The following is a 20192-nucleotide window of genomic DNA, read 5'->3' as shown; positions in this document are numbered from 1 at the left end:
CGAGGCATGGAGCGGGCGACGGGAATCGAACCCGCGTAGCTAGTTTGGAAGACCTCGTATGCGGATGGGGTCTGACCTGTGCATACTCTGACCTGCGGTCGAGTCGGCAAGGTCCTGTCTGCTCCTGTGGTTCCCCGCTGCTTCCCCCTGTGTCGGGCACGCAGCGGGCACGCCTACAGCAGCTTGGTCATCAGCGGGGCAACGGCCGCAATCGCGCTGGCTAGTGAGGTGACCAGCTTGATGATGTCGCCGACGACTTGACGCCGGCTGGCCTTGTTCGTGGCGCAGGGGTTGATTCGAGACGTTCCTTGCGTGTAGCGTCCCACCCATAACCCATTGTGTAGACAATGGGTTATGGGTGACTGGCCTTCGGGGTTCATTCGGAGTCCTTGTCACTTGAAGCCGTGGGGCATTGAATCTCTTGCCGGAGATGCCGCACGGCTGCTTGTCGTTCAAGCAGGCTAAACATTAACGCACTTGGGTCCCGAGCGGCGGGCACTCCGGGATACGGTCGCGCGTTGGCGGTGCTGGACACACTTCAACCCACCACTCGCCCAGCTTCCATCCCGTCCGCCTTCGACCCACACACCGTGGAGCGGGCGTGGTTCAGGGCGTCAAGGTGGAGCGCGCCACTGTACGAACGACCTTGACGCCCTGGGCCGCGACTGCTCGGCTCTGCCTGGGTCGAAGGTGGTCGGGATGGGAGCCCACAACGCTCACCACGAATCCGCCGGCACCCGCGAACGGCGCCCCCACCATCCCGGAGTCTGAGCGCCCCCGCCGGAGGCATGTCTTTGGCCCGCGGATCGGTCTCGACTCATGCCCTTGGGCCTATCCACTGCGGGCGCGCGTCGGCGGCGGCAGCGACGAGCGGGCCGAAGGCAGGAGCGCGGGAGCGGCCAGAGCCGGGAAGCGCGCCCGGCGGAGCGGAGCGCAGCCGGGTGCCTTGATGAGGTAGAGAAACCTGTAACGGCATCAGGCTTGCACGGGCTCGGGTCTGGGCGTCTCGTCGGTGAATCCGTGGACCGCGGGGCGCGCGGAGCGCTGAGCTAGCCAACCGGAAACACGGGGCCCGCCGTTGATGGCGCCGCCTTCCAGAACAGTCCGAACGTGCTCGAAGTTCTGGCGGGTGTAGTAGCGCTGAAGTGCGACATTGCTCGTCCACGCGTCCAAGCGGAGCCATTTGGCCGAAGCCTGATAGGCCCGGTCGCCTGCCCAGTCGAGGATTCTTCCCCCGAGGTTCCTACCAGCGTAGTCACGGGAGACCGTCAGCTTGTTGACGAACAGGGACGGCTCCCTCAACTCCTCAGCTGACCACAGCCCTTCTTCCGCCTCGGGAGTGAGTGTGATCGTCGCTGCCGTTCGGCCCTCCTCACGCACCATGAACACCGTTCCGGCCTCGATGGTCGCCAGAAGACGATCCGCTGGGTATGGGCGACTCCATTGATCGCTTCCCAGCCTGCTGATCCAGGACGCTGCTTCTTCTCGAAACGCCAGGAGCTGATCCAGGTCTTCCGCGACGGCGGTGGCGATTTTCACTGAGGATCGTTCTCACTTCGGGCAGACAGGTCGCCGATCTCGTAGTTCATCCGGTTCAGGTCGCCCCGGAAGGTCGTGATCGTGCATCGAATGGGGCGCTCACTGGAGTAGCCGGTTCGCGTCCAGAGCAAGACGGGAACGCCCGCCCCAATCTCAAGCAGACGGGCCTCTTCCGGAGTGGGCATGCGGGTGGCGATCTCGTCGGCGTAGCCGATCTGCTCGATGCCAAGGCTTGCCAGGTAGCGGGTGGTTCCCTCTGCTATGTCTCCAGGTTCGGTCAGCCGGGGGCCCTTCTTGACTAGCCACTCGGGGTAGTGAGTGGCTTGGGTCGACCACGGGACGTCGTCTACGAATCGGTGGCAGAACCGAAGTACGGCTGTAGCTCCTGACTCGATGTCTAGCCTCTTCGCCACGTACTCGGGTGCGGTGGTCAGCTCAACCCGGAAGGTCTGGTGCGGCCGGCGCCCCGCGTTCGTCACATCTGTGGAGTAGGCGTCGCCGTTCTGCGGAAAGGTCAGGTTCTCAAAGCGGGAGGCATTCAGCTTGAACACCTCGTGCTTCCGCACCTCGTAGCCGAGCCCTTGGCTGGATGAGATCAGACCTTCGCTGACAAGCAGGCTCAACCCGGACCGAACAGTGTTCCGGGAGGCATCGAAGCGGGCTGACAGCTCACTTTCCGATGGGAGCCTTGCTCCTGGCGAGTAGGCCCCGCTGTCGATCTCGCGACGCAACGCGTCGGCCACTTGTCGATACTTCGGCTGCTTGCTCATTCCCCCATCATGACGCACTCGCGCAACTTGTTGGTACATGTGCGCCCAAGTCTCTTGACGTGACTCGCTCCAGCGGGCAGCATCAAGGCATCAGCTTGTACCAACAAGTTGAGCAAGCGGGCCAACTAGGTCTGTGAGCAAGTAACAGGGAGCGGCCACCTACCGCCAAGCAGTCAGCCGCTCCCAGACCCACGAAGGGGCCTCTTCATCATGCCTGCAACTCTCATTGCTCCGCAGTCTGCTTCCATCGGCGCGTTAGTCCGTGATGTGTGTCAGGACTGCTTCGGCACGGGTGTGGACACCGACGCGGACGGATCGATCACCGGGACGGCTGGGACGCTGGTCCTTTGCGGGTGCTCGGGCGGTCTTGAACTGCGGACCAACGTTGCGGTCTTCGGCGCCTGCGACGACTGTGACGGCACGGGCGTGGACGTGGACACGGACGGATCGCTGAGCGGAACGGTCGGGACCGTCGTCGTGTGCTGGTGCTCGGGTGGCCTCCAGTGACCCGATTCCCTGTCGCCCCTGCGGCCGTGGCGAACACCGCTGCGGCCGTGGGCACCGACCCGCTGACCCTGGCCGACCTGTTACGGGTGGCCAACGCCCCCGGCTTCGACCGGTGGCAGGAACAGGTACGCCGCACCGGTGGCTGCTCGGACCCGATCCACCTCGAAGGCATGACCACCACCCGCGATGCGAAGTCGGGGCAGGTGCTCTACTCCTACAGCACCCAGGGCGAACCCGGTGGACGGCTGCGAGTGGCCTGCGGGAACCGGCGTGCCTCCCGGTGCCCCTCCTGCGCCTGGACCTACGCCGGAGACACCTTCCACCTGATCCGTGCCGGACTCACCGGCGACACCAGCAAGGGCACCCCGGTCACGGTGCGCACGCACCCGAAGGTGTTCGCCACCCTCACCGCCCCCTCGTTCGGCCCGGTCCACAACCGGCCCACCAAGGGTGTCTGCCGCTGCGGCACTGACCACCCGGAGAGCTCCCCGCTCCTGGGCTCGGCGCTGAACCCGGCCACCTACGACTACGCCGGGGCGGTGCTGTGGAACAACCACGCCGGGGACCTCTGGCGCAGGTTCACCATCTACCTCCGCCGCGAGATCGCCCACCGCGCCGGACTCTCCCAGAAAGCCGCGGCCGACGCCTGCCGGGTCTCCTTCGGGAAGGTCGCCGAGTTCCAGAAGCGCGGCGCCGTCCACTTCCACGCGATCGTGCGTCTCGACGGCCCGGACGGGCCCGACACCGCCCCGCCGTCCTGGGCGGGCGTGGCCCTGCTGTCGGATGCGATCCAGGCGGCTGCTGCCCGCGTGAGCGTGCCCGTCCCGCCCTCGGGCGACCAACCGGCCCGGACCCTGCGATGGGGCGCCCAAGTGGACGTGCGGCCGATCGGCGCGGACAGCGCGAACGACGACCTGACCGAACAAGCCGTGGCCGCGTACGTCGCGAAGTACGCCACCAAGGCGGCCGAGACCACCGGAACCGTGGACCGCCGCGTCGGGGAGCTGGCCGAACTCGACAAGCTCACGGACCTGCCCGGCCATGCCCGGCGCCTGATCGAAGCGTGCTTCGACCTTGACGACGCCTACCCGGACCGCAGGCTCTGGCAGTGGGCCCACATGCTCGGCTTCCGCGGCCACTTCTCCACCAAGTCCCGCCGCTACTCGACCACCCTCGGCGCACTCCGCCAGGTCCGGGCCGACTTCCGCGCCCGACAGGAACGCCGCGAACGGGGCCTGCCCGACCCGGACGACTCCCCGGAGGGCTCCACACTCACCCTCGCCCACTGGGCCTACGCCGGACACGGCCACACCCCCGGCGAATCCTGGCTCGCCGCCAACATCCACCGCGACATCCAACACAACCGCGACACCGCCCGCGAAGCACGCACCGAACTCGAAGCACTCGACACAACGGGGGAGTGGTGAGCATGGAACGGCTGCTCAGTGTTGATCAGGTCGCCGAACTTCTCGGCACCACTGTCCGGTTCCCCCGGCGGCTTATTGAGGAACGCCGGATCACCTTCGTCAAGGTCGGCCGACACGTCCGCATCCCCGAGAGCGCCGTAGCGGCCTTCATCGCTGCCAACACTGTGGAGCCCGTGTTGGTGCGCCGGGCTGTCCTGAGGAGGGCTGCCTGATGGCGGGCAAGAAGCGTTCCTTCGGGCGGGTGCGGAAGCTGCCTTCCGGCCGCTATCAGGCTCGGTACCTCGGTGCCGATGGCATCGACCGGCCCGCGCCTGAGACCTTCCGGACCAAGCGGGATGCCGATGACTGGTTGGCGGAGCGGCAGGCGGAACTGCGGTCGGGCGACTGGTCTGACCCGGATGCGGGCCGGATCGACTTCGGTTTCTACGCGGCCACTTGGATCAGCGAGCGCGGCATTGGGGCCTCGACCGCCGACCTGTACCGCTCCCTGCTCCGCAATCACCTGGTCCCCACCTTCGGCAACGTCGCGGTAGCGGACATCACCTCGGCCATGGTCCGTGCCTGGCGGGTCGCCCGGCTGGAGAGCGGGACCGGCCCGTCAACGGTTGCGAAGTCGTACGCCCTCCTTCGGGCAGTGCTGATGACCGCAGTGGATGACCGGTTGATCCGGCGAAACCCCTGCCGGGTCAAGGGTGCCAGCACCGCACCGACCCCTGAGCGGCCCACAGCGACCGTTCAGGAGGTCTACGCGCTCGCGGAGGCCATTCAGCCTCGGTATCGCGCTCTTGTCCTCCTGGCGGCCTTCTCCGGACTTCGCTGGGGGGAGTTGGTCGGGCTCCGTCGTCGGGACTTGGACCTGTCGGCCGGCGCTTTGCGGGTGCGTCGGAATATCGCCGAACTCCACAACGGCACGCGTCTGGTGAAGGAGCCCAAGAGTGCTGCCGGGAAGCGCACCGTGGCGATCCCAGCGGTGATCCATGAGGAGCTGGCCACACATCTGACGGTCTATGCGGAGCCCGGTGCGGAGGGCCGCGTCTTCGTTGGCGCCAAGGGGGCGACGCCTCGGCGGAATCACTTCAACCGGCTGTGGCGCAAGGCGTGCGATCTCGCTGGGATCAAGGGGCTGCACTTCCATGATCTTCGCCATACGGGCAACACCCTGGCAGCGGCGACCGGTGCCAGCACGCGCGAGTTGATGACGAGAATGGGCCACAGTACGGCCCGTGCGGCGCTGATCTACCAGCACGCGACCGCCGAGCGAGAGCGGCTGATCGGCAATGCCGTGAGCGCGGCCGTTGAGCAGGCCCGGAAGCAAGATCCCGATCCGAACGGGCATGCAGCGGGCACGTAGGGCCGAATGAAGATCGGCAACGCACAAGGGCCAGGCTGGAGAATGACTCTCCGACCTGGCCCTTAAGCATCTGGAGCGGGCGACGGGAATCGAACCCGCGTAGCTAGTTTGGAAGACTAGTGCTCTACCATTGAGCTACGCCCGCATGCAACGCACCGCAGGTCACGGGGACCGCGGCACGAGAAGCATCGTAGCGGGTCGCGGGCGCTGTCCGCACACCCGATCGCCGCACCCGGTGTCGCGTTGCGCGACGCCGGAGCAAAAGCGGCTGATGTACCGCCGCTGTGCATGTACCCTACGTGTCGCACCGACGGGGTGTGGCGCAGCTTGGTAGCGCGTCCGCTTTGGGAGCGGAAGGTCGTCGGTTCGAATCCGGCCACCCCGACCACCGGCAGGCTCGCATTGTGGGAGTTCTACCCCTTGCCGTTACTATGCAAAATGCGTGCCCGTGTGTCTGATGTACCGGGCTCGGTCCGCGAAGCCGCCACGTGTGCGGTGGAGCAGAACCCCAAGAAGTCAGCCACAAGGAGACCGAACCGTGAAGAGCGCCGTGGAGACCCTGAACCCGACCCGGGTTCGGCTCAGCATTGAGGTGCCCTTCGAGGAGCTCAAGGACAGCCTCGACGCGGCGTACAAGAAGATCAACCAGCAGGTCACGGTGAAGGGGTTCCGCAAGGGCAAGATCCCCAACCGGGTCATCGACCAGCGGTTCGGCCGTGGTGCTGTGCTGGAGGAGGCCGTCAACGACGCGCTCCCGAAGTTCTACACCGAGGCCGTCAACGAGGGAGAGCTCAACGTCCTCGGACAGCCTGAGGTCGACATCACGGAGCTGAAGGACGGCGAACTGCTGGCCTTCACCGCCGAGGTTGACGTACGCCCCGAGATCGAGATCCCGGACTACTCCGGCATCGAGGTCACCGTCGACGCCCTCGAGGTCAGCGACGAGGACGTCGAGAAGGCCGTGGAGCAGCTCCGCGAGCGCTTCGCCTCGACCAACCCGGTCGAGCGCGCCGCCGCCGACGGCGACGTCGTGACGATCGACCTGACCGCCAAGGTCGAGGGCGAGGTCCTGGAGGACGGCGTGGCCGAGGGTGTCTCGTACACCATCGGTTCCGGCGAACTCCTCGAAGGCATCGACGACGCCGTCACCGGCCTGGAGGCGGGTGGCGAGACCACCTTCACCTCCGAGCTGAAGGGCGGCTCCGCCGAGGGCAAGGAGGCCGAGGTCACCGTCAAGGTCACCGCGGTCGCCGCCCGTGAGCTTCCCGAGCTGGACGACGAGTTCGCCCAGATGGCGAGCGAGTTCGACACGCTCGACGAGCTCAAGGCCGACAGCCGCAAGCGGCTGGAGAGCACCAAGCAGTACGACCAGGCCACCCAGGCCCAGGAGCGGGTCCTGGAGGAGCTGCTCAAGCTCGCCGAGGTCCCGATCCCCGAGAAGCTGCTCGCGGACGAGGTCCAGACCCGCAAGCACAACCTGGAGCACCACCAGCTCGGCCAGATGGGTCTCGACCTGGAGAAGTACCTGGAGATCCAGGGCAAGACCCTTGAGGAGTTCGAGGCGGAGACGTCCGAGCAGGCCGTCAAGGGCATCAAGACCCAGTTCATCCTTGACGAGCTCGTCAACAAGGAGAAGCTGAACGTCAACCAGGAGGAGCTCACCGAGCACCTCATGCGGCGCGCGCAGTCCTCCGGCATGAGCCCCGACCAGTTCGCCCAGGCCGTCGTCGAGGGTGGCCAGGTGCCGATGCTCGTCGGCGAGGTCGCCCGCGGCAAGGCGCTGGCCGTGGTCGTCGAGGCCGCCAAGGTCGTCGACACCAACGGTGAGGTCGTCGACCTGGAGGACGACGAGGACGTGGCGGAGGAGGCCACCGAGGCGGTCGAGTCCGCCGAGGGCACCACCGACGCCGTGGCCGAGGAGAAGACCGAGGCCTGAGCCCCGCTCTGATACCCGTACGACGGGCTCCGGACGCAACCGCGTCCGGAGCCCGTCGTCGTATCCGCCGGCGTCCCCCACAACCCGTGTGCGGACTGCGGAGCTTGCGCTCCCAGCGAACAGTTGCGGAAGCGGGATGGCGTTGTCCCACCTGCGCGTTAGGGTCCATGAATAGGAAGGGTCGGGGAGTCCCGGCCCACCCGGTACGAAGACGCTGAGACGGCCGGAGCCGTCAGAGACGAGCAGGTGGATACGTGACGAATCTGATGCCCTACGCCGCCGGAGAGCCGTCCCTCGGTGGAGGCCTCGGTGACCAGGTCTACAGCCGACTGCTCGGCGAGCGCATCATCTTCCTCGGTCAGCAGGTCGACGATGACATCGCCAACAAGATCACCGCGCAGCTGCTTCTCCTTGCCGCCGACCCGGACAAGGACATCTACCTCTACATCAACAGCCCCGGCGGTTCGGTGACGGCGGGCATGGCGGTCTACGACACCATGCAGTACATCCCGAACGACGTGGTCACCATCGGTATGGGCATGGCGGCCTCGATGGGCCAGTTCCTGCTCACCGGCGGCAGCGCCGGCAAGCGCTTCGCGCTCCCGAACACCGACATTCTCATGCACCAGGGTTCGGCCGGCATCGGCGGTACGGCCTCGGACATCAAGATCCAGGCCCAGTACCTGCTGCGCACCAAGCAGCGGATGGCGGAGATCACCGCCCGCCACTCCGGCCAGACCGTGGAGACGATCATCCGCGACGGCGACCGCGACCGCTGGTACACCGCGGAGGAGGCCAAGGACTACGGCCTCATCGACGAGATCATCACGATCGCGTCGGGCGTTCCGGGCGGCGGCGGCACCGGCGCCTGATCCGGTACCCACCGGACCGCGTCGCACCGCATCTCTCGTACGCCGAGACACCCAGGGCCTGCTCCGAGCCGGCCCGCGGCGTCGCGGCGCCCGGCACGCACGCTCCTTCTTCCACGGGCCGACTCAGAACAGGCCCTGGCCCACAGAACGCCACCAGGATGGTGAACACCCACATGAACAACTTCCCCGGCGCCTCCGCGAGCGGCCTCTACACCGGCCCGCAGGTGGACAACCGCTACATCGTGCCGCGCTTCGTGGAGCGCACCTCGCAGGGCGTGCGCGAGTACGACCCGTACGCGAAGCTCTTCGAGGAGCGCGTGATCTTCCTCGGGGTGCAGATCGACGACGCCTCCGCCAACGACGTCATGGCACAGCTGCTGTGCCTGGAGTCGATGGACCCGGACCGGGACATCTCGATCTACATCAACAGCCCCGGCGGCTCGTTCACCGCGCTCACCGCGATCTACGACACGATGCAGTTCGTGAAGCCGGACATCCAGACGGTCTGCATGGGCCAGGCGGCCTCCGCCGCGGCCGTGCTGCTCGCCGCGGGCACGCCGGGCAAGCGCCTGGCGCTGCCGAACGCGCGTATCCTGATCCACCAGCCGTCCTCGCAGACCGGCCGTGAGCAGCTCTCCGACCTGGAGATCGCGGCCAACGAGATCCTGCGGATGCGGAGTCAGCTGGAGGAGCTGCTGGCCAAGCACTCCACCACGCCGATCGAGAAGATCCGTGACGACATCGAGCGGGACAAGATCCTGACCGCCGATGACGCCCTGGCCTACGGCCTGGTCGACCAGATCGTCGCGACCCGCAAGACCGCGGCAGGAGCGGCCGCCTGACGTCGGCCTTTACCCCTTGGTACGGCAGGGTCACCCGGCCCCGGCCGTGTGAACCGTGCCAAGGGGGGCCCGAACGGGGGGCCAGGCAAGGTACCGTCGGATAGAGGCACCAGGAGCCGCTGAACCAGGCGTCTCCCAGGCGAAGGGGAAGCACCTCGTGGCACGCATCGGTGATGGCGGCGACCTGCTCAAGTGCTCGTTCTGCGGAAAGAGCCAGAAGCAGGTGAAGAAGCTCATTGCGGGACCCGGTGTGTACATCTGCGACGAGTGCATCGATCTCTGCAACGAGATCATCGAGGAGGAGCTCGCGGAGACCTCCGAGGTGCGGTGGGAGGAACTTCCCAAGCCGCGCGAGATCTACGAGTTCCTCGAGGGGTACGTCGTAGGGCAGGAGCCCGCGAAGAAGGCTCTCTCGGTCGCTGTGTACAACCACTACAAGCGGGTCCAGGCCGGGGAGAACGGCGGCGGTACGAGCCGTGACGACGCGATCGAGCTCGCCAAGTCGAACATCCTGCTGCTGGGCCCCACGGGCTCGGGCAAGACCCTCCTCGCGCAGACACTGGCCCGCATGCTCAACGTCCCGTTCGCCATCGCCGACGCGACGGCGCTGACGGAGGCCGGCTATGTCGGCGAGGACGTCGAGAACATCCTGCTGAAGCTGATCCAGGCCGCTGACTACGACGTCAAGAAGGCCGAGACCGGGATCATCTACATCGACGAGATCGACAAGGTCGCCCGCAAGAGCGAGAACCCGTCGATCACCCGCGATGTCTCCGGTGAGGGCGTCCAGCAGGCCCTGCTGAAGATCCTGGAGGGCACCACCGCCTCCGTACCGCCGCAGGGCGGCCGGAAGCACCCGCACCAGGAGTTCATCCAGATCGACACGACGAACGTGCTGTTCATCGTGGGCGGCGCGTTCTCCGGTCTCGAGAAGATCATCGAGTCCCGGGCCGGCGCGAAGGGCATCGGCTTCGGCGCCACGATCCGCTCCAAGCTGGAGATCCAGGCGAGCGACCAGTTCCAGGAGGTCATGCCGGAGGACCTGGTGAAGTTCGGGATGATCCCCGAGTTCATCGGCCGCCTCCCGGTCCTGACCTCGGTCCACAACCTGGACCGCGAGGCCCTGCTCCAGATCCTCATCGAGCCGCGCAACGCCCTGGTGAAGCAGTACCAGCGGCTGTTCGAACTCGACGGTGTGGAGCTGGACTTCGAGCGCGAGGCACTGGAGGCCATCGCCGACCAGGCGATCCTGCGCCAGACCGGTGCGCGTGGTCTGCGCGCGATCATGGAAGAGGTCCTCCAGTCGGTGATGTACGAGGTGCCGTCCCGCAAGGACGTCGCCCGGGTCGTCATCACCTCGGACGTGGTCCGCAACAACGTCAACCCGACCCTGGTCCCGCGCGAGCCGCGGACGATCGGGAAGAACGACGACGGCCGCCACGAGAAGTCCGCGTAGCGGTGGCGTAGAGACGTACGCGAAGGGGCGCCCGGCCAGGTCAACTGGCTGGGCGCCCCTTCGCGTTGACGCGAGTTACTTGACCTCGACGCGGACGTCGTTGCGCAGCTTTGCCGCGTTATCCGCGGCGGTCTCCAGTGAGATGCCCTTGCCCGCGAGCAGGGAGGCCGTGTCCATGCTGAGGACGTAGGCCACCGTGCTGTGGTCGCCCCAAATGCATGTGGGGATGGTCATGGACTTGCTGGCTCCACCGCTGGAATTTGTGACCTTGGCTTCCTGGCACTTCAGGACGCCGTTCTCGAACCCGGCCGGGGTGAAGGCCTTCGGGCTGCCGACAAGTTCGCCCTCCGACTTGTCTTCCCCCGCCCCCTCCTTCATCTTGGCGAACATGGCGTCGATGACCTTCTCGGGGTCATCGATGTCGCCGTAGACTCCGCTGAACTGAAGGATCTTCTGGCTTGCTGCCTCGCCAGAGGTGTACTGCGAGCTGACGTTCTTGGCATTCTTGACGCCCCAGCCCTCAGCCTCCTTGATGTCCTCGTCCGTCATCTTCTCTTCATCGGACTTGGCGGCTGACTTCTTGTACTCCCCGCCGAGTACCGTTGCCGGCGTCGTCAGCTTGTACGTCTTGCCGTCGTCCGCGACGGAGCCGCTGCCCCCGCCCGACGTCAGCGCGTACACCCCGCCGCCGATGACCACCAGCGCCACGATCACGCCGCCGATGATCAGGCCGGTCTTCTTCCTTTTCGGCTCGCCGGCCGGGGGGAACGGGGGCTGCTGGCCGTAGGCCGGCTGGCCGCCGTACGGGGGAGTGGGGGGCTGCTGTCCGTACGGGCCGGGCTGCTGGGCCTGCGGGTAGCCGTAGTCCGGCTGCGGGGGCTGCTGCTGCGGCGGGACGCCCTGGGGGGCCTGCTGCGGGTACCCGTAACCGGGCTGGCCCTGCGGCTGGCCCTGCGGCGGCGGGCCGCCGTAGGGGCCCGGCTGCTGTCCGTACGGTCCGGGCTGGCCCTGGGGCTGCTGTCCGTCGTACGGGCCCGGCTGGTTGAAGCTCATCTGCGGTTTCCCCTGTTCGTCATACTTACGCGTTCCGAACATCCTGACGGAAGGCCCGCGGGGGTGGGGCACCGGGAGCCACACCGTTACTCAACAAACCGGTTTCAGTGCATGACTGTGACGGCCCTAAACTGTGGGGCGTGACCGAGAAAGCAGCGCAGCAGCCAGCCAGCAACCCCGAACTGCCGACCCAGTACACGCCGGCCGAGGTAGAGGGGAAGCTGTACGAGCGCTGGGTGGAGCGCGGCTACTTCGAGGCCGACGAGCACAGCGAGAAGCCCCCGTACTCCATCGTCATCCCGCCGCCCAACGTCACCGGCTCCCTGCACCTCGGGCACGCCTTCGAGCACACGCTGATCGACGCGCTGGTCCGCCGCAAGCGGATGCAGGGCTTCGAGGCGCTGTACCAGCCCGGTATGGACCACGCCGGCATCGCCACCCAGAACGTCGTCGAGCGCGAGCTCGCCAAGGAGGGCAAGTCCCGCCACGACCTGGGCCGCGAGGCCTTCGTCGAGCGTGTCTGGCAGTGGAAGAACGAGTCGGGTGGCCAGATCTCCGGCCAGATGCGCCGCCTCGGCGAGGGCGTCGACTGGTCCCGTGAGCGGTTCACCATGGACGAGGGCCTGTCCAAGGCCGTCCAGACCGTCTTCAAGCGGATGTACGACGACGGGCTGATCTACCGCGCCGAGCGCATCATCAACTGGTGCCCGCGCTGTCTCACCGCGATCTCCGACATCGAGGTCGAGTACCAGGAGGACGACGGCGAGCTCGTCTCCATGACGTACGGGGAGGGCGACGAGACCATCGTCGTCGCCACCACCCGCGCCGAGACGATGCTCGGTGACACCGCCGTCGCCGTCCACCCCGACGACGAGCGCTACCGGCACCTGGTCGGCAAGCAGATCAAGCTGCCGCTGACCGACCGCACGATCCCGGTCGTCGCCGACCACCACGTCGACCCCGAGTTCGGCACCGGCGCCGTCAAGGTGACCCCGGCGCACGACCCGAACGACTTCGAGATCGGCAAGCGCCACGACCTGCCCTTCCTCACCGTCCTGGACGAGCGGGCCGTCATCACCGTCCCCGGCCCCTTCCAGGGCCTGGACCGGCTGGAGGCCCGCTCCGCGATCGTCGCCGCCCTGCGCGCCGAGGGCCGGATCGTGGCCGAGAAGCGTCCTTACGTCCACTCCGTCGGGCACTGCTCGCGCTGCAAGACCACCATCGAGCCGCGCCTCTCCCTCCAGTGGTGGGTCAAGGTCGAGCCGCTCGCCAAGGCGGCCGGTGACGCCGTCCGCGACGGCAAGGTCAAGATCCATCCGCAGGAGATGGAGAAGCGGTACTTCGACTGGGTCGACAACCTCCACGACTGGACGATCTCGCGCCAGCTCTGGTGGGGCCACCGCATCCCCGTCTGGTACGGCCCGAACGGCGAGGTCGTCTGCGTCGGACCGGACGACGAGGCGCCCACCGGCGAGGGCTGGACGCAGGACAGCGATGTCCTGGACACCTGGTTCTCCTCCGGCCTGTGGCCCTTCTCCACGCTCGGCTGGCCCGAACAGACCGACAGCCTCGCGAAGTTCTACCCGAACTCCGTCCTGGTCACCGGCTACGACATCCTCTTCTTCTGGGTCGCCCGGATGATGATGTTCGGCCTGTACGTCAACGACGGCGTCCCGCCGTTCGAGACGATCGTGCTGCACGGCATGGTCCGCGACGAGCACGGCAAGAAGATGTCGAAGTCCTTCGGGAACGTGGTCAACCCGCTGGACTGGATGGACAAGTACGGCTCCGACGCGCTCCGTTTCACCCTGGCGCGCGGCGCCAACCCCGGTGTCGACGTCCCGATCGGCGAGGAGTGGGTCCAGGGTTCCGCCAAGTTCTCCAACAAGATCTGGAACGCCACCCGCTTCGCCCTGATGAACGGCGCCACCATCGAGGGCGAGCTGCCGGCCGCCGACGAGATGTCGGTGACCGACCGCTGGATCCTGTCCCGGCTGGGCAGGACCGTCGCCGAAGTCGACGCGTACTACGACGACTTCCAGTTCTCCAAGCTCAGTGAGGCGCTCCGGCACTTCGCCTGGGACGAGGTCTTCGACTGGTACGTCGAGCTGTCCAAGACCACGTTCTTCGGCGGCGGCCGGCCGGCCGAGGTCTCGGGCCGGGTCCTGGGCGAGGTCCTCGACGTGATGCTGCGCCTCCTGCACCCGGTCGTCCCGTTCGTCACGGAGACGCTGTGGACCGCGCTCACCGGCCGCGAGTCCGTCGTCATCGCGGACTGGCCGCAGGACAGCGGCTTCCGGGACGACGCGGCCGAGAAGGAGATCGAGCTCGTCCAGCAGGTCGTCACCGAGGTCCGCCGCTTCCGCTCCGACCAGGGCCTCCAGCCCGGCCAGAAGGTCCCGGCCGAGCTGGACCTGACCGGTACGCCGCTCGCCGCGCACGAGGCGGCCATCCGCCAGCTGCTGCGCCTGCAGCCCGCCGGTGACGGCTTCCACGCCACCGCGTCGCTGCCGGTCGCGGGCGCCACGGTCGCGCTCGACCTGTCCGGCACGATCGACATCGAGGCCGAGCGCAAGCGCCTGACGAAGGACCTGGGCGCCGCCGAGAAGGAGAAGGCGCAGGCCAACGGCAAGCTGAACAACGAGGCGTTCCTCGGCAAGGCCCCGGACAACGTGGTCGACAAGATCCGTGGCCGGCTCGCCAAGGCCGAGACCGACATCGAGCGCATCACCAGCCAGCTGGCGGCCCTGCCGCAGGCCTGACCCGGCCCGCCGCCCGGAGCCCCCGTACCCCTCGGCCAAGGGGTACGGGGGCTCCGTCGTACCCCTGCCGCCGGGCGCTGCGCGCGATGTCGGTGCTCATCCGTAGACTGGTCCTGTGAGTGAGCCCCGCCCTTCCGACCGGCACGACGCGTCCGACTCCGACGAGACCTTCGCGGAGATCGTCGACGAAGCGACCCAGCGCGACCCCGACCTGGCGGTGATCGAGGCCGGGAGCCGGACGCTGCGCGCCGCCTCCGGGCGCCCCCAGGCCGACGAGGTCCCCGCCCGCCCCGCCGACCCGGAGGTGGACAGGGCCCTGCGCGCGGTGGAGCGCGAGCTCGCCGGGCGCTGGGGGGAGACCAAGCTGGAGCCGTCCGTGGCGCGCATCGCCGCGCTGATGGACGTCCTCGGCGACCCGCAGCGCGCGTACCCCTCCATCCACATCACCGGTACCAACGGCAAGACGAGCACGGCCCGCATGATCGAGGGCCTGCTCGGCGCGTTCGACCTGCGTACCGGCCGCTACACCTCGCCGCACGTCCAGTCGATCACCGAGCGGATCAGCCTGGACGGCGCCCCGATGGACGCCGAGCGGTTCGTCGAGGCGTACCAGGACATCAAGCCGTACATCGAGATGGTCGACGAGCAGCAGCCCTACCGGCTCTCCTTCTTCGAGGTGCTCACCGGCATGGCGTACGCGGCGTTCGCCGACGCGCCGGTCGATGTCGCCGTCGTCGAGGTCGGCATGGGCGGCAGCTGGGACGCGACCAACGTCATCGACTCCACGGTCGCGGTCGTCACCCCGATCTCCCTGGACCACACCGACCGGCTGGGCTCCACGCCCGGCGAGATCGCGGTGGAGAAGGCCGGGATCATCAAGCAGGGTGCGACGGTCATCCTGGCCCAGCAGCCGGTCGACGCGGCCCAGGTGATGCTGAAGAAGGCCGTCGCGGCCGACGCGACGGTGGCCCGTGAGGGCATGGAGTTCGGTGTCGTCTCCCGGGAGGTCGCGGTCGGCGGGCAGTTGCTGACGCTGCGCGGTCTCGGCGGCGAGTACGACAACATCTTCCTTCCGCTGTACGGCGCCCACCAGGCGCACAACGCCGTGGTGGCGCTCTGTGCCGTGGAGGCGTTCTTCGGGATCGGCGCCGAGCAGGCCGGATCGCTCGACGCCGACATCGTCCGCAAGGCCTTCGCCGCGGTCCTCTCGCCCGGCCGTCTCGAAGTCGTCCGCTCCAGCCCGACCGTCGTCCTGGACGCCGCCCACAACCCGGCCGGCGCCCGCGCCGCCTCCGAGGGGATCTCCGAGGCGTTCGGCTTCTCCCGGCTGATCGGTGTGGTCGGTGCCAGCGCCGACAAGGACGTCCGGGGGCTCCTGGATGCCTTCGAGCCGATCTTCGCCGAGGTCGTCATCACCCAGAACTCCAGCGGCCGCGCGATGGACGCGGACGCCCTGGCGACCGTCGCCGTCGAGGTCTTCGGCAACGAGCGGGTCCAGGTCGAACCCCGTCTCGACGACGCGCTGGAGGCGGCGATCACCCTCGCCGAGGAAGAGGACGAGTACGCGGGCGCCGGGGTACTGGTGACCGGATCCGTGATCACGGTCGGCGAGGCCCGGCTGCTGCTGGGAAGGAGCTGACCCACGTGCGTACGCTCTGTGCATCGACCCTGATCGGTGAGTTCTTCGTGATCGGCTTCGCCGGACTCGTCGCGATGAAGTCCGACGACCTGTCGTCCGCGACGGTGTGGACGGTCTGCGGCATCGGCATGCTGCTCTCCGTGCTGCTCTGCGGGGTGATCACCCGCCCCGGTGGCGTGCAGCTCGGCTGGGCGCTCCAGGTCGTGCTGGTCGCCAGTGGCTTCGTGGTGCCGACGATGTTCATCCTCGGTCTGGTCTTCGGTGGCCTGTGGTGGGCCTCGGTGCACTACGGCCGCAAGATCGACGAGGCGAAGGCCCGCTGGGCCGCGCAGGAGGCAGCACAGGCCCCCGCCGCGGGCTGACCCGGCGCGCGGCCCGTGCACGCCCCCTTGCCCGGCGGGCAAACCCGGCCGCCGGGCCGTCAGGGCACCCCTGTAATCTCGCTTCACCGCACCCGTATGCCTGCAAGGAGCCGCACATGACTCAGCGCACCCTCGTTCTTCTCAAGCCCGACGCCGTCCGTCGCGGTCTGGTCGGCGAGATCGTCGGCCGCATCGAGCGCAAGGCCGGCTGGAAGATCACCGCGCTGGAGCTGCGTACCCTCGACCGGGCGACGCTGGAGCAGCACTACGCCGAGCACGTCGGCCGCCCGTTCTACGAGCCGCTCGTCGAGTTCATGCTGTCCGGTCCGATCGTCGCACTGGTGGCCGAGGGCGAGCGGGTGATCGAGGGCGTCCGTGCCCTGGCCGGCCCCACCGACCCGATCGCCGCCGCGCCCGGATCGATCCGTGGCGACCTCGGCACGATCACCCGGGAGAACCTCATCCACGCCTCGGACTCCGAGGAGTCCGCAGAGCGAGAAATGAAGCTGTTCTTTCCGGGACTTTCCTGACCTCCGCTCCGCCAAACAGCGCTCATGACCTGGGGCGACCGAAGTAATTCGGTCGCCCTTCGGCATAGGGTCACCGATCGCGGGAACGCATCCCTCCGACGTAACGTCACCATGAGTGGGACGGCCACCCGTTCTGCTCAACAAGGCGAAGGACCCTCGCGCTGTGTCGGTGTATCCGGCACTACGATGGAAGCTTCCACGCCCGCAGCGCTCATCTCGCCTACCAAATCAAGCCATCACCGCTTTCGCTTGGGAAGGCCCGACGCATCCTCATGGGGAACAAGGGGAACTCAATGTCGTTCATCGGCCGTGACATGGCTATCGACCTCGGGACTGCCAACACGCTGGTGTACGTCAGGGGGCGCGGCATCGTTCTGAACGAGCCGTCCGTCGTGGCCATCAACACCAACACCGGCGGCATCCTGGCGGTCGGCGCCGAGGCCAAGAAGATGATCGGCCGTACACCGGGCAACATCGTTGCCGTACGGCCACTGAAGGACGGCGTGATCGCCGACTTCGAGATCACGGAGCGGATGCTCCGCTACTTCATCCTGAAGATCCACAAGCGCCGCTACCTGGCCCGCCCGCGGGTCGTCGTCTGCGTGCCCTCCGGCATCACGGGGGTCGAGCGACGCGCCGTCATCGAGGCGTCGACGCAGGCCGGCGCGCGCCAGGTGCACATCATCGAGGAGCCCATGGCGGCGGCCATCGGCTCGGGTCTGCCGGTCCACGAGGCCACCGGCAACATGGTCGTCGACATCGGTGGCGGCACCACCGAGGTCGCGGTCATCTCGCTCGGTGGCATCGTCACCGCCCAGTCGATCCGGGTCGCCGGTGACGAGCTGGACAACGCGATCATCCAGCACATCAAGAAGGAGTACTCGCTCCTCCTCGGTGAGCGCACCGCCGAACAGATCAAGATCACCATCGGCTCGGCGTTCGAGCTGGAGAAGGACGAGCACACCGAGATCCGTGGCCGCGACCTCGTCTCGGGCCTGCCCAAGACCGTGGTCATCTCCGCGACCGAGGTCCGCAAGGCGATCGAGGAGCCGGTCAACGCGATCGTCGACGCGGTCAAGACGACCCTCGACAAGTGCCCGCCGGAGCTCTCCGGCGATGTCATGGACCGGGGCATCGTCCTCACCGGCGGCGGCGCGCTGCTGCGCGGACTGGACGAGCGGCTCCGTCACGAGACGGGCATGCCGATCCACATCGCGGAGGACCCGCTGGACTCCGTCGCGCTCGGATCCGGCAAGTGCGTCGAGGAGTTCGAGGCGCTCCAGCAGGTGCTGGACGCCCAGCCCCGACGGTAGGAACTCACGCGAGCCTCCGCGCGGACGCTGCCGCTCCGCGCGGAGGATCGTTGATATACAGGCACGAACATTCTTACGAGGAAGGCACGGCCGCCGCACGTGAGGGACACACGAGAGAGCCGGCTGCTCCTGGTGCTGCTGATCGCCATCGCATTCGCACTGATCACGGTGGATATCCGCGGTGGGGAGGAGTCGCCGGTGGACGGCGCCCGGCAGGCCGCCTCCACGGTCTTCGGACCCGTTGAGAACGGCGTCGCGGCCGCCGTCGACCCGGTGGGCAACGCCATAGGGGCGGTGCGCGCCTCCGGGGCACGGCACGACAAGATCTCCGCACTGGAGCAGCAGAACGCCGCGCTGAAGGCCAAGCTCGGCAGCGACGACCAGAACCGCAGCCGGGTCCGCGAGCTCGACAAGATGCTGAAGAAGTCGGCCGCCGGACAGTACGGCATCAAGGCCGCCGAGGTCATCGCCATAGGAGCGGCCCAGGGCTTCTCCTGGACGGTCACCATCGACGCCGGCTCCAAGGACGGTCTCAAGCGCGACATGACCGTCCTCAACGGCGACGGACTCGTCGGCAGGGTCACCACCGTCGGCCCGGACACCGCGACGGTGCTCCTCGCCAACGACCCCGACTTCACCGTCGGCACCCGGATGGAGTCCACCGACGAACTCGGCTTCGCCACCGGCCAGGGCTCACGCCCGCTGGCCGTCCAGTTCCTGAACGGCAAGGCCAAGGTCAAGAAGGGCGACCGGCTCGTCACGTTCGGGTCCAGCAAGGACAAGCCGTTCGTGCCCGGGGTCCCGGTCGGCGAGGTCGTCCGCGTCGACCCGTCCGGCGGCGACCTGACCCGTACGGTCTACGTCCGTCCGTACGTCGGCTTCACCAAGCTCGACATCGTCGGCATCGTCGTCCAGGCCCCGCGCGAGGACCCCCGCGACATGGTCCTGCCGAAGAAGCCGGCCAAGCCCGCCAAGCCGAAGCCCACCCCGACCGTCACGGTCACCATCTCGCCCAACGGCGACATCGTGGACACCGGCGGCAAGGTCGTCGGGAACATCCACGAGAGCGCGGACCCCAGCGGCGGCCCGAGCCCCAGCGGGAACGCCACACCCAACGCCGACAACGCGGTAAACGAACAGAGGTAGAGCTGATCCCCATGCGCGTCAACCGGACTCTGCTCTCCATCGCCCTGGTCGTGATCGCACTCGTCGTCCAGGTCTCCGTACTCGCCCGGCTCCAGCTGCCCGGCGCGGTGCCCGATCTGCTCCTCATGGTCGTCGTCGGACTGGCCTTCGTCTACGGGCACGTCAGCGGCGCCCTCATCGGCTTCGGTGCGGGGCTGCTGGCGGACCTGGCACCGCCGGCGGACCACGCGGCCGGCCGGTACGCGCTGGTCCTCTGCGTCATCGGATACCTCGCCGGACTGGCCAAGCCGGAGAACGGCCAGCTCAAGTCGGCCTTCATGCCGATGGCCGTGGTCGTCGCGGCGGCGATCGGGTCGACCCTGCTGTACGCGGGTGTCGGCGCGCTCGTCGGCGACACGGCAGCCCGCCACGTGGGCCTGGGCAGCCTGCTGTTCACCGCGGCCGTCTACGACCTGCTTCTCGCCCCGTTCACCGTGCCCCTGATCATGGCGATGGCCAGACGCACGGTGAACGACCCGCTCACCGAGTCCTCCTCCGGCGGCAAGGACGCCACGGCGGGCTGGCTCGCGGCGGGCACCGGTCTGCGGATCGGCAGCCAGCGCGGCGGACTGCGCGTCAAGGCCGCCCGGAACCGGGCAGCACGCGCCGGACGGATCAAGGGAGTCAAGCGACTGTGAGCCCGCATTC

General features: G+C 67.9%; 19 protein-coding genes and 2 tRNA genes. 16 read left to right on the top strand and 5 right to left on the bottom strand.

All coding sequences use genetic code 11. The features are described from left to right. Window positions 1-173 precede the first annotated feature (173 nt). The 3 genes from ACIQM0_RS02545 to ACIQM0_RS02535 form a co-directional block, all read right to left on the bottom strand. Window positions 174-326, bottom strand: coding sequence for a hypothetical protein (locus tag ACIQM0_RS02545; RefSeq protein WP_401282711.1), 153 nt, complete (start codon window positions 324-326; stop codon window positions 174-176). A gap of 649 nt (window positions 327-975) precedes the next feature. Continuing rightward, window positions 976-1539, bottom strand: a complete 564-nt coding sequence (locus tag ACIQM0_RS02540) for a GNAT family N-acetyltransferase (protein WP_401282708.1) — start codon at window positions 1537-1539, stop codon at window positions 976-978. After that, window positions 1536-2309 (bottom strand): GntR family transcriptional regulator, encoded by a 774-nt coding sequence (locus tag ACIQM0_RS02535; protein ID WP_401282705.1) that lies wholly within the window; start codon window positions 2307-2309, stop codon window positions 1536-1538. The genes ACIQM0_RS02540 and ACIQM0_RS02535 overlap by 4 nt, the downstream gene beginning before the upstream one ends. Window positions 2310-2603: 294 nt before the next feature. On the opposite strand from ACIQM0_RS02535, the gene ACIQM0_RS02530 reads away from it, so the two are divergent. The 4 genes from ACIQM0_RS02530 to ACIQM0_RS02515 are packed head-to-tail and all read left to right on the top strand — an operon-like array spanning window position 2604 to window position 5594. Then, complete coding sequence (locus ACIQM0_RS02530) at window positions 2604-2816, top strand: hypothetical protein (RefSeq protein ID WP_401282702.1); 213 nt, start codon at window positions 2604-2606, stop codon at window positions 2814-2816. 26 nt (window positions 2817-2842) lie between these two features. Next, entirely contained in the window at window positions 2843-4243 is a 1401-nt protein-coding gene (gene repSA, locus ACIQM0_RS02525; protein ID WP_401282699.1) for a replication initiator protein RepSA, read from the top strand. A gap of 2 nt (window positions 4244-4245) precedes the next feature. Further along, the gene (locus ACIQM0_RS02520; protein ID WP_401282696.1) at window positions 4246-4455 is read left to right on the top strand and encodes an excisionase family DNA-binding protein; all 210 of its coding nucleotides are present in this window, start codon (window positions 4246-4248) and stop codon (window positions 4453-4455) included. Next, on the top strand, window positions 4455-5594 hold the full coding sequence (locus ACIQM0_RS02515; protein WP_401282693.1) for a tyrosine-type recombinase/integrase: 1140 nt from the start codon (window positions 4455-4457) through the stop codon (window positions 5592-5594). Before ACIQM0_RS02520 ends, ACIQM0_RS02515 begins: the two co-directional genes overlap by 1 nt. A gap of 71 nt (window positions 5595-5665) precedes the next feature. On the opposite strand, the gene ACIQM0_RS02510 is transcribed toward ACIQM0_RS02515, so the two are convergent. Next, window positions 5666-5739: transfer RNA gene (locus tag ACIQM0_RS02510), tRNA-Gly, on the bottom strand. Between the two features lie 166 nt (window positions 5740-5905). On the opposite strand from ACIQM0_RS02510, the gene ACIQM0_RS02505 reads away from it, so the two are divergent. The 5 genes from ACIQM0_RS02505 to clpX all read left to right on the top strand — a co-directional run bounded on the left by ACIQM0_RS02505 (window position 5906) and on the right by clpX (window position 10700). Further along, window positions 5906-5982: transfer RNA gene (locus ACIQM0_RS02505), tRNA-Pro, on the top strand. Window positions 5983-6132: 150 nt separating this feature from the next. Then, on the top strand, window positions 6133-7530 hold the full coding sequence (tig, locus tag ACIQM0_RS02500) for a trigger factor (RefSeq protein ID WP_401282690.1): 1398 nt from the start codon (window positions 6133-6135) through the stop codon (window positions 7528-7530). Between the two features lie 266 nt (window positions 7531-7796). Then, a complete protein-coding gene (locus ACIQM0_RS02495) occupies window positions 7797-8402 on the top strand; it encodes an ATP-dependent Clp protease proteolytic subunit (protein ID WP_362964028.1) in 606 nt (201 codons plus the stop codon). Between the two features lie 158 nt (window positions 8403-8560). After that, window positions 8561-9244, top strand: a complete 684-nt coding sequence (locus ACIQM0_RS02490; protein ID WP_363030857.1) for an ATP-dependent Clp protease proteolytic subunit — start codon at window positions 8561-8563, stop codon at window positions 9242-9244. Window positions 9245-9401: 157 nt separating this feature from the next. Beyond that, on the top strand, window positions 9402-10700 hold the full coding sequence (gene clpX, locus ACIQM0_RS02485) for an ATP-dependent Clp protease ATP-binding subunit ClpX (protein ID WP_362963982.1): 1299 nt from the start codon (window positions 9402-9404) through the stop codon (window positions 10698-10700). 75 nt (window positions 10701-10775) lie between these two features. Here the strand turns inward: clpX and ACIQM0_RS02480 are convergent, their stop codons facing one another. After that, complete coding sequence (locus ACIQM0_RS02480; protein WP_401282686.1) at window positions 10776-11753, bottom strand: hypothetical protein; 978 nt, start codon at window positions 11751-11753, stop codon at window positions 10776-10778. A 140-nt stretch (window positions 11754-11893) separates the two neighbouring features. Here ACIQM0_RS02480 and ACIQM0_RS02475 point away from each other — a divergent pair, with 140 nt between their 5' ends. From ACIQM0_RS02475 to mreD, 7 genes are all read left to right on the top strand, one after another. After that, window positions 11894-14515: a valine--tRNA ligase gene (locus tag ACIQM0_RS02475; protein WP_401282683.1), complete on the top strand. Its 2622-nt coding sequence runs from the start codon at window positions 11894-11896 to the stop codon at window positions 14513-14515. Window positions 14516-14630: 115 nt separating this feature from the next. After that, entirely contained in the window at window positions 14631-16154 is a 1524-nt protein-coding gene (locus ACIQM0_RS02470; RefSeq protein WP_401282680.1) for a bifunctional folylpolyglutamate synthase/dihydrofolate synthase, read from the top strand. 5 nt (window positions 16155-16159) lie between these two features. After that, window positions 16160-16516, top strand: coding sequence for a DUF4233 domain-containing protein (locus ACIQM0_RS02465; protein ID WP_385038568.1), 357 nt, complete (start codon window positions 16160-16162; stop codon window positions 16514-16516). A 116-nt stretch (window positions 16517-16632) separates the two neighbouring features. Further along, on the top strand, window positions 16633-17046 hold the full coding sequence (gene ndk, locus ACIQM0_RS02460; protein WP_363030852.1) for a nucleoside-diphosphate kinase: 414 nt from the start codon (window positions 16633-16635) through the stop codon (window positions 17044-17046). A 293-nt stretch (window positions 17047-17339) separates the two neighbouring features. After that, window positions 17340-18359: a rod shape-determining protein gene (locus ACIQM0_RS02455; protein WP_024492993.1), complete on the top strand. Its 1020-nt coding sequence runs from the start codon at window positions 17340-17342 to the stop codon at window positions 18357-18359. 99 nt (window positions 18360-18458) lie between these two features. Beyond that, window positions 18459-19505, top strand: coding sequence for a rod shape-determining protein MreC (gene mreC / locus ACIQM0_RS02450; protein ID WP_401282675.1), 1047 nt, complete (start codon window positions 18459-18461; stop codon window positions 19503-19505). A gap of 11 nt (window positions 19506-19516) precedes the next feature. After that, window positions 19517-20182 carry a rod shape-determining protein MreD gene (mreD, locus tag ACIQM0_RS02445; RefSeq protein ID WP_363030850.1) on the top strand — a complete coding sequence of 222 codons (666 nt, stop codon included), beginning with the start codon at window positions 19517-19519 and terminating at the stop codon, window positions 20180-20182. The last annotated feature ends 10 nt before the right edge of the window (window positions 20183-20192 follow it).

Origin of the sequence: Streptomyces sp. NPDC091387 (genome assembly GCF_044756945.1) — a bacterium.
GTDB lineage: Bacteria > Actinomycetota > Actinomycetes > Streptomycetales > Streptomycetaceae > Streptomyces.
The sequence above is the reverse complement of the archived record's forward strand: the minus strand, read 5'-3'. Positions and strand labels throughout refer to the sequence as shown.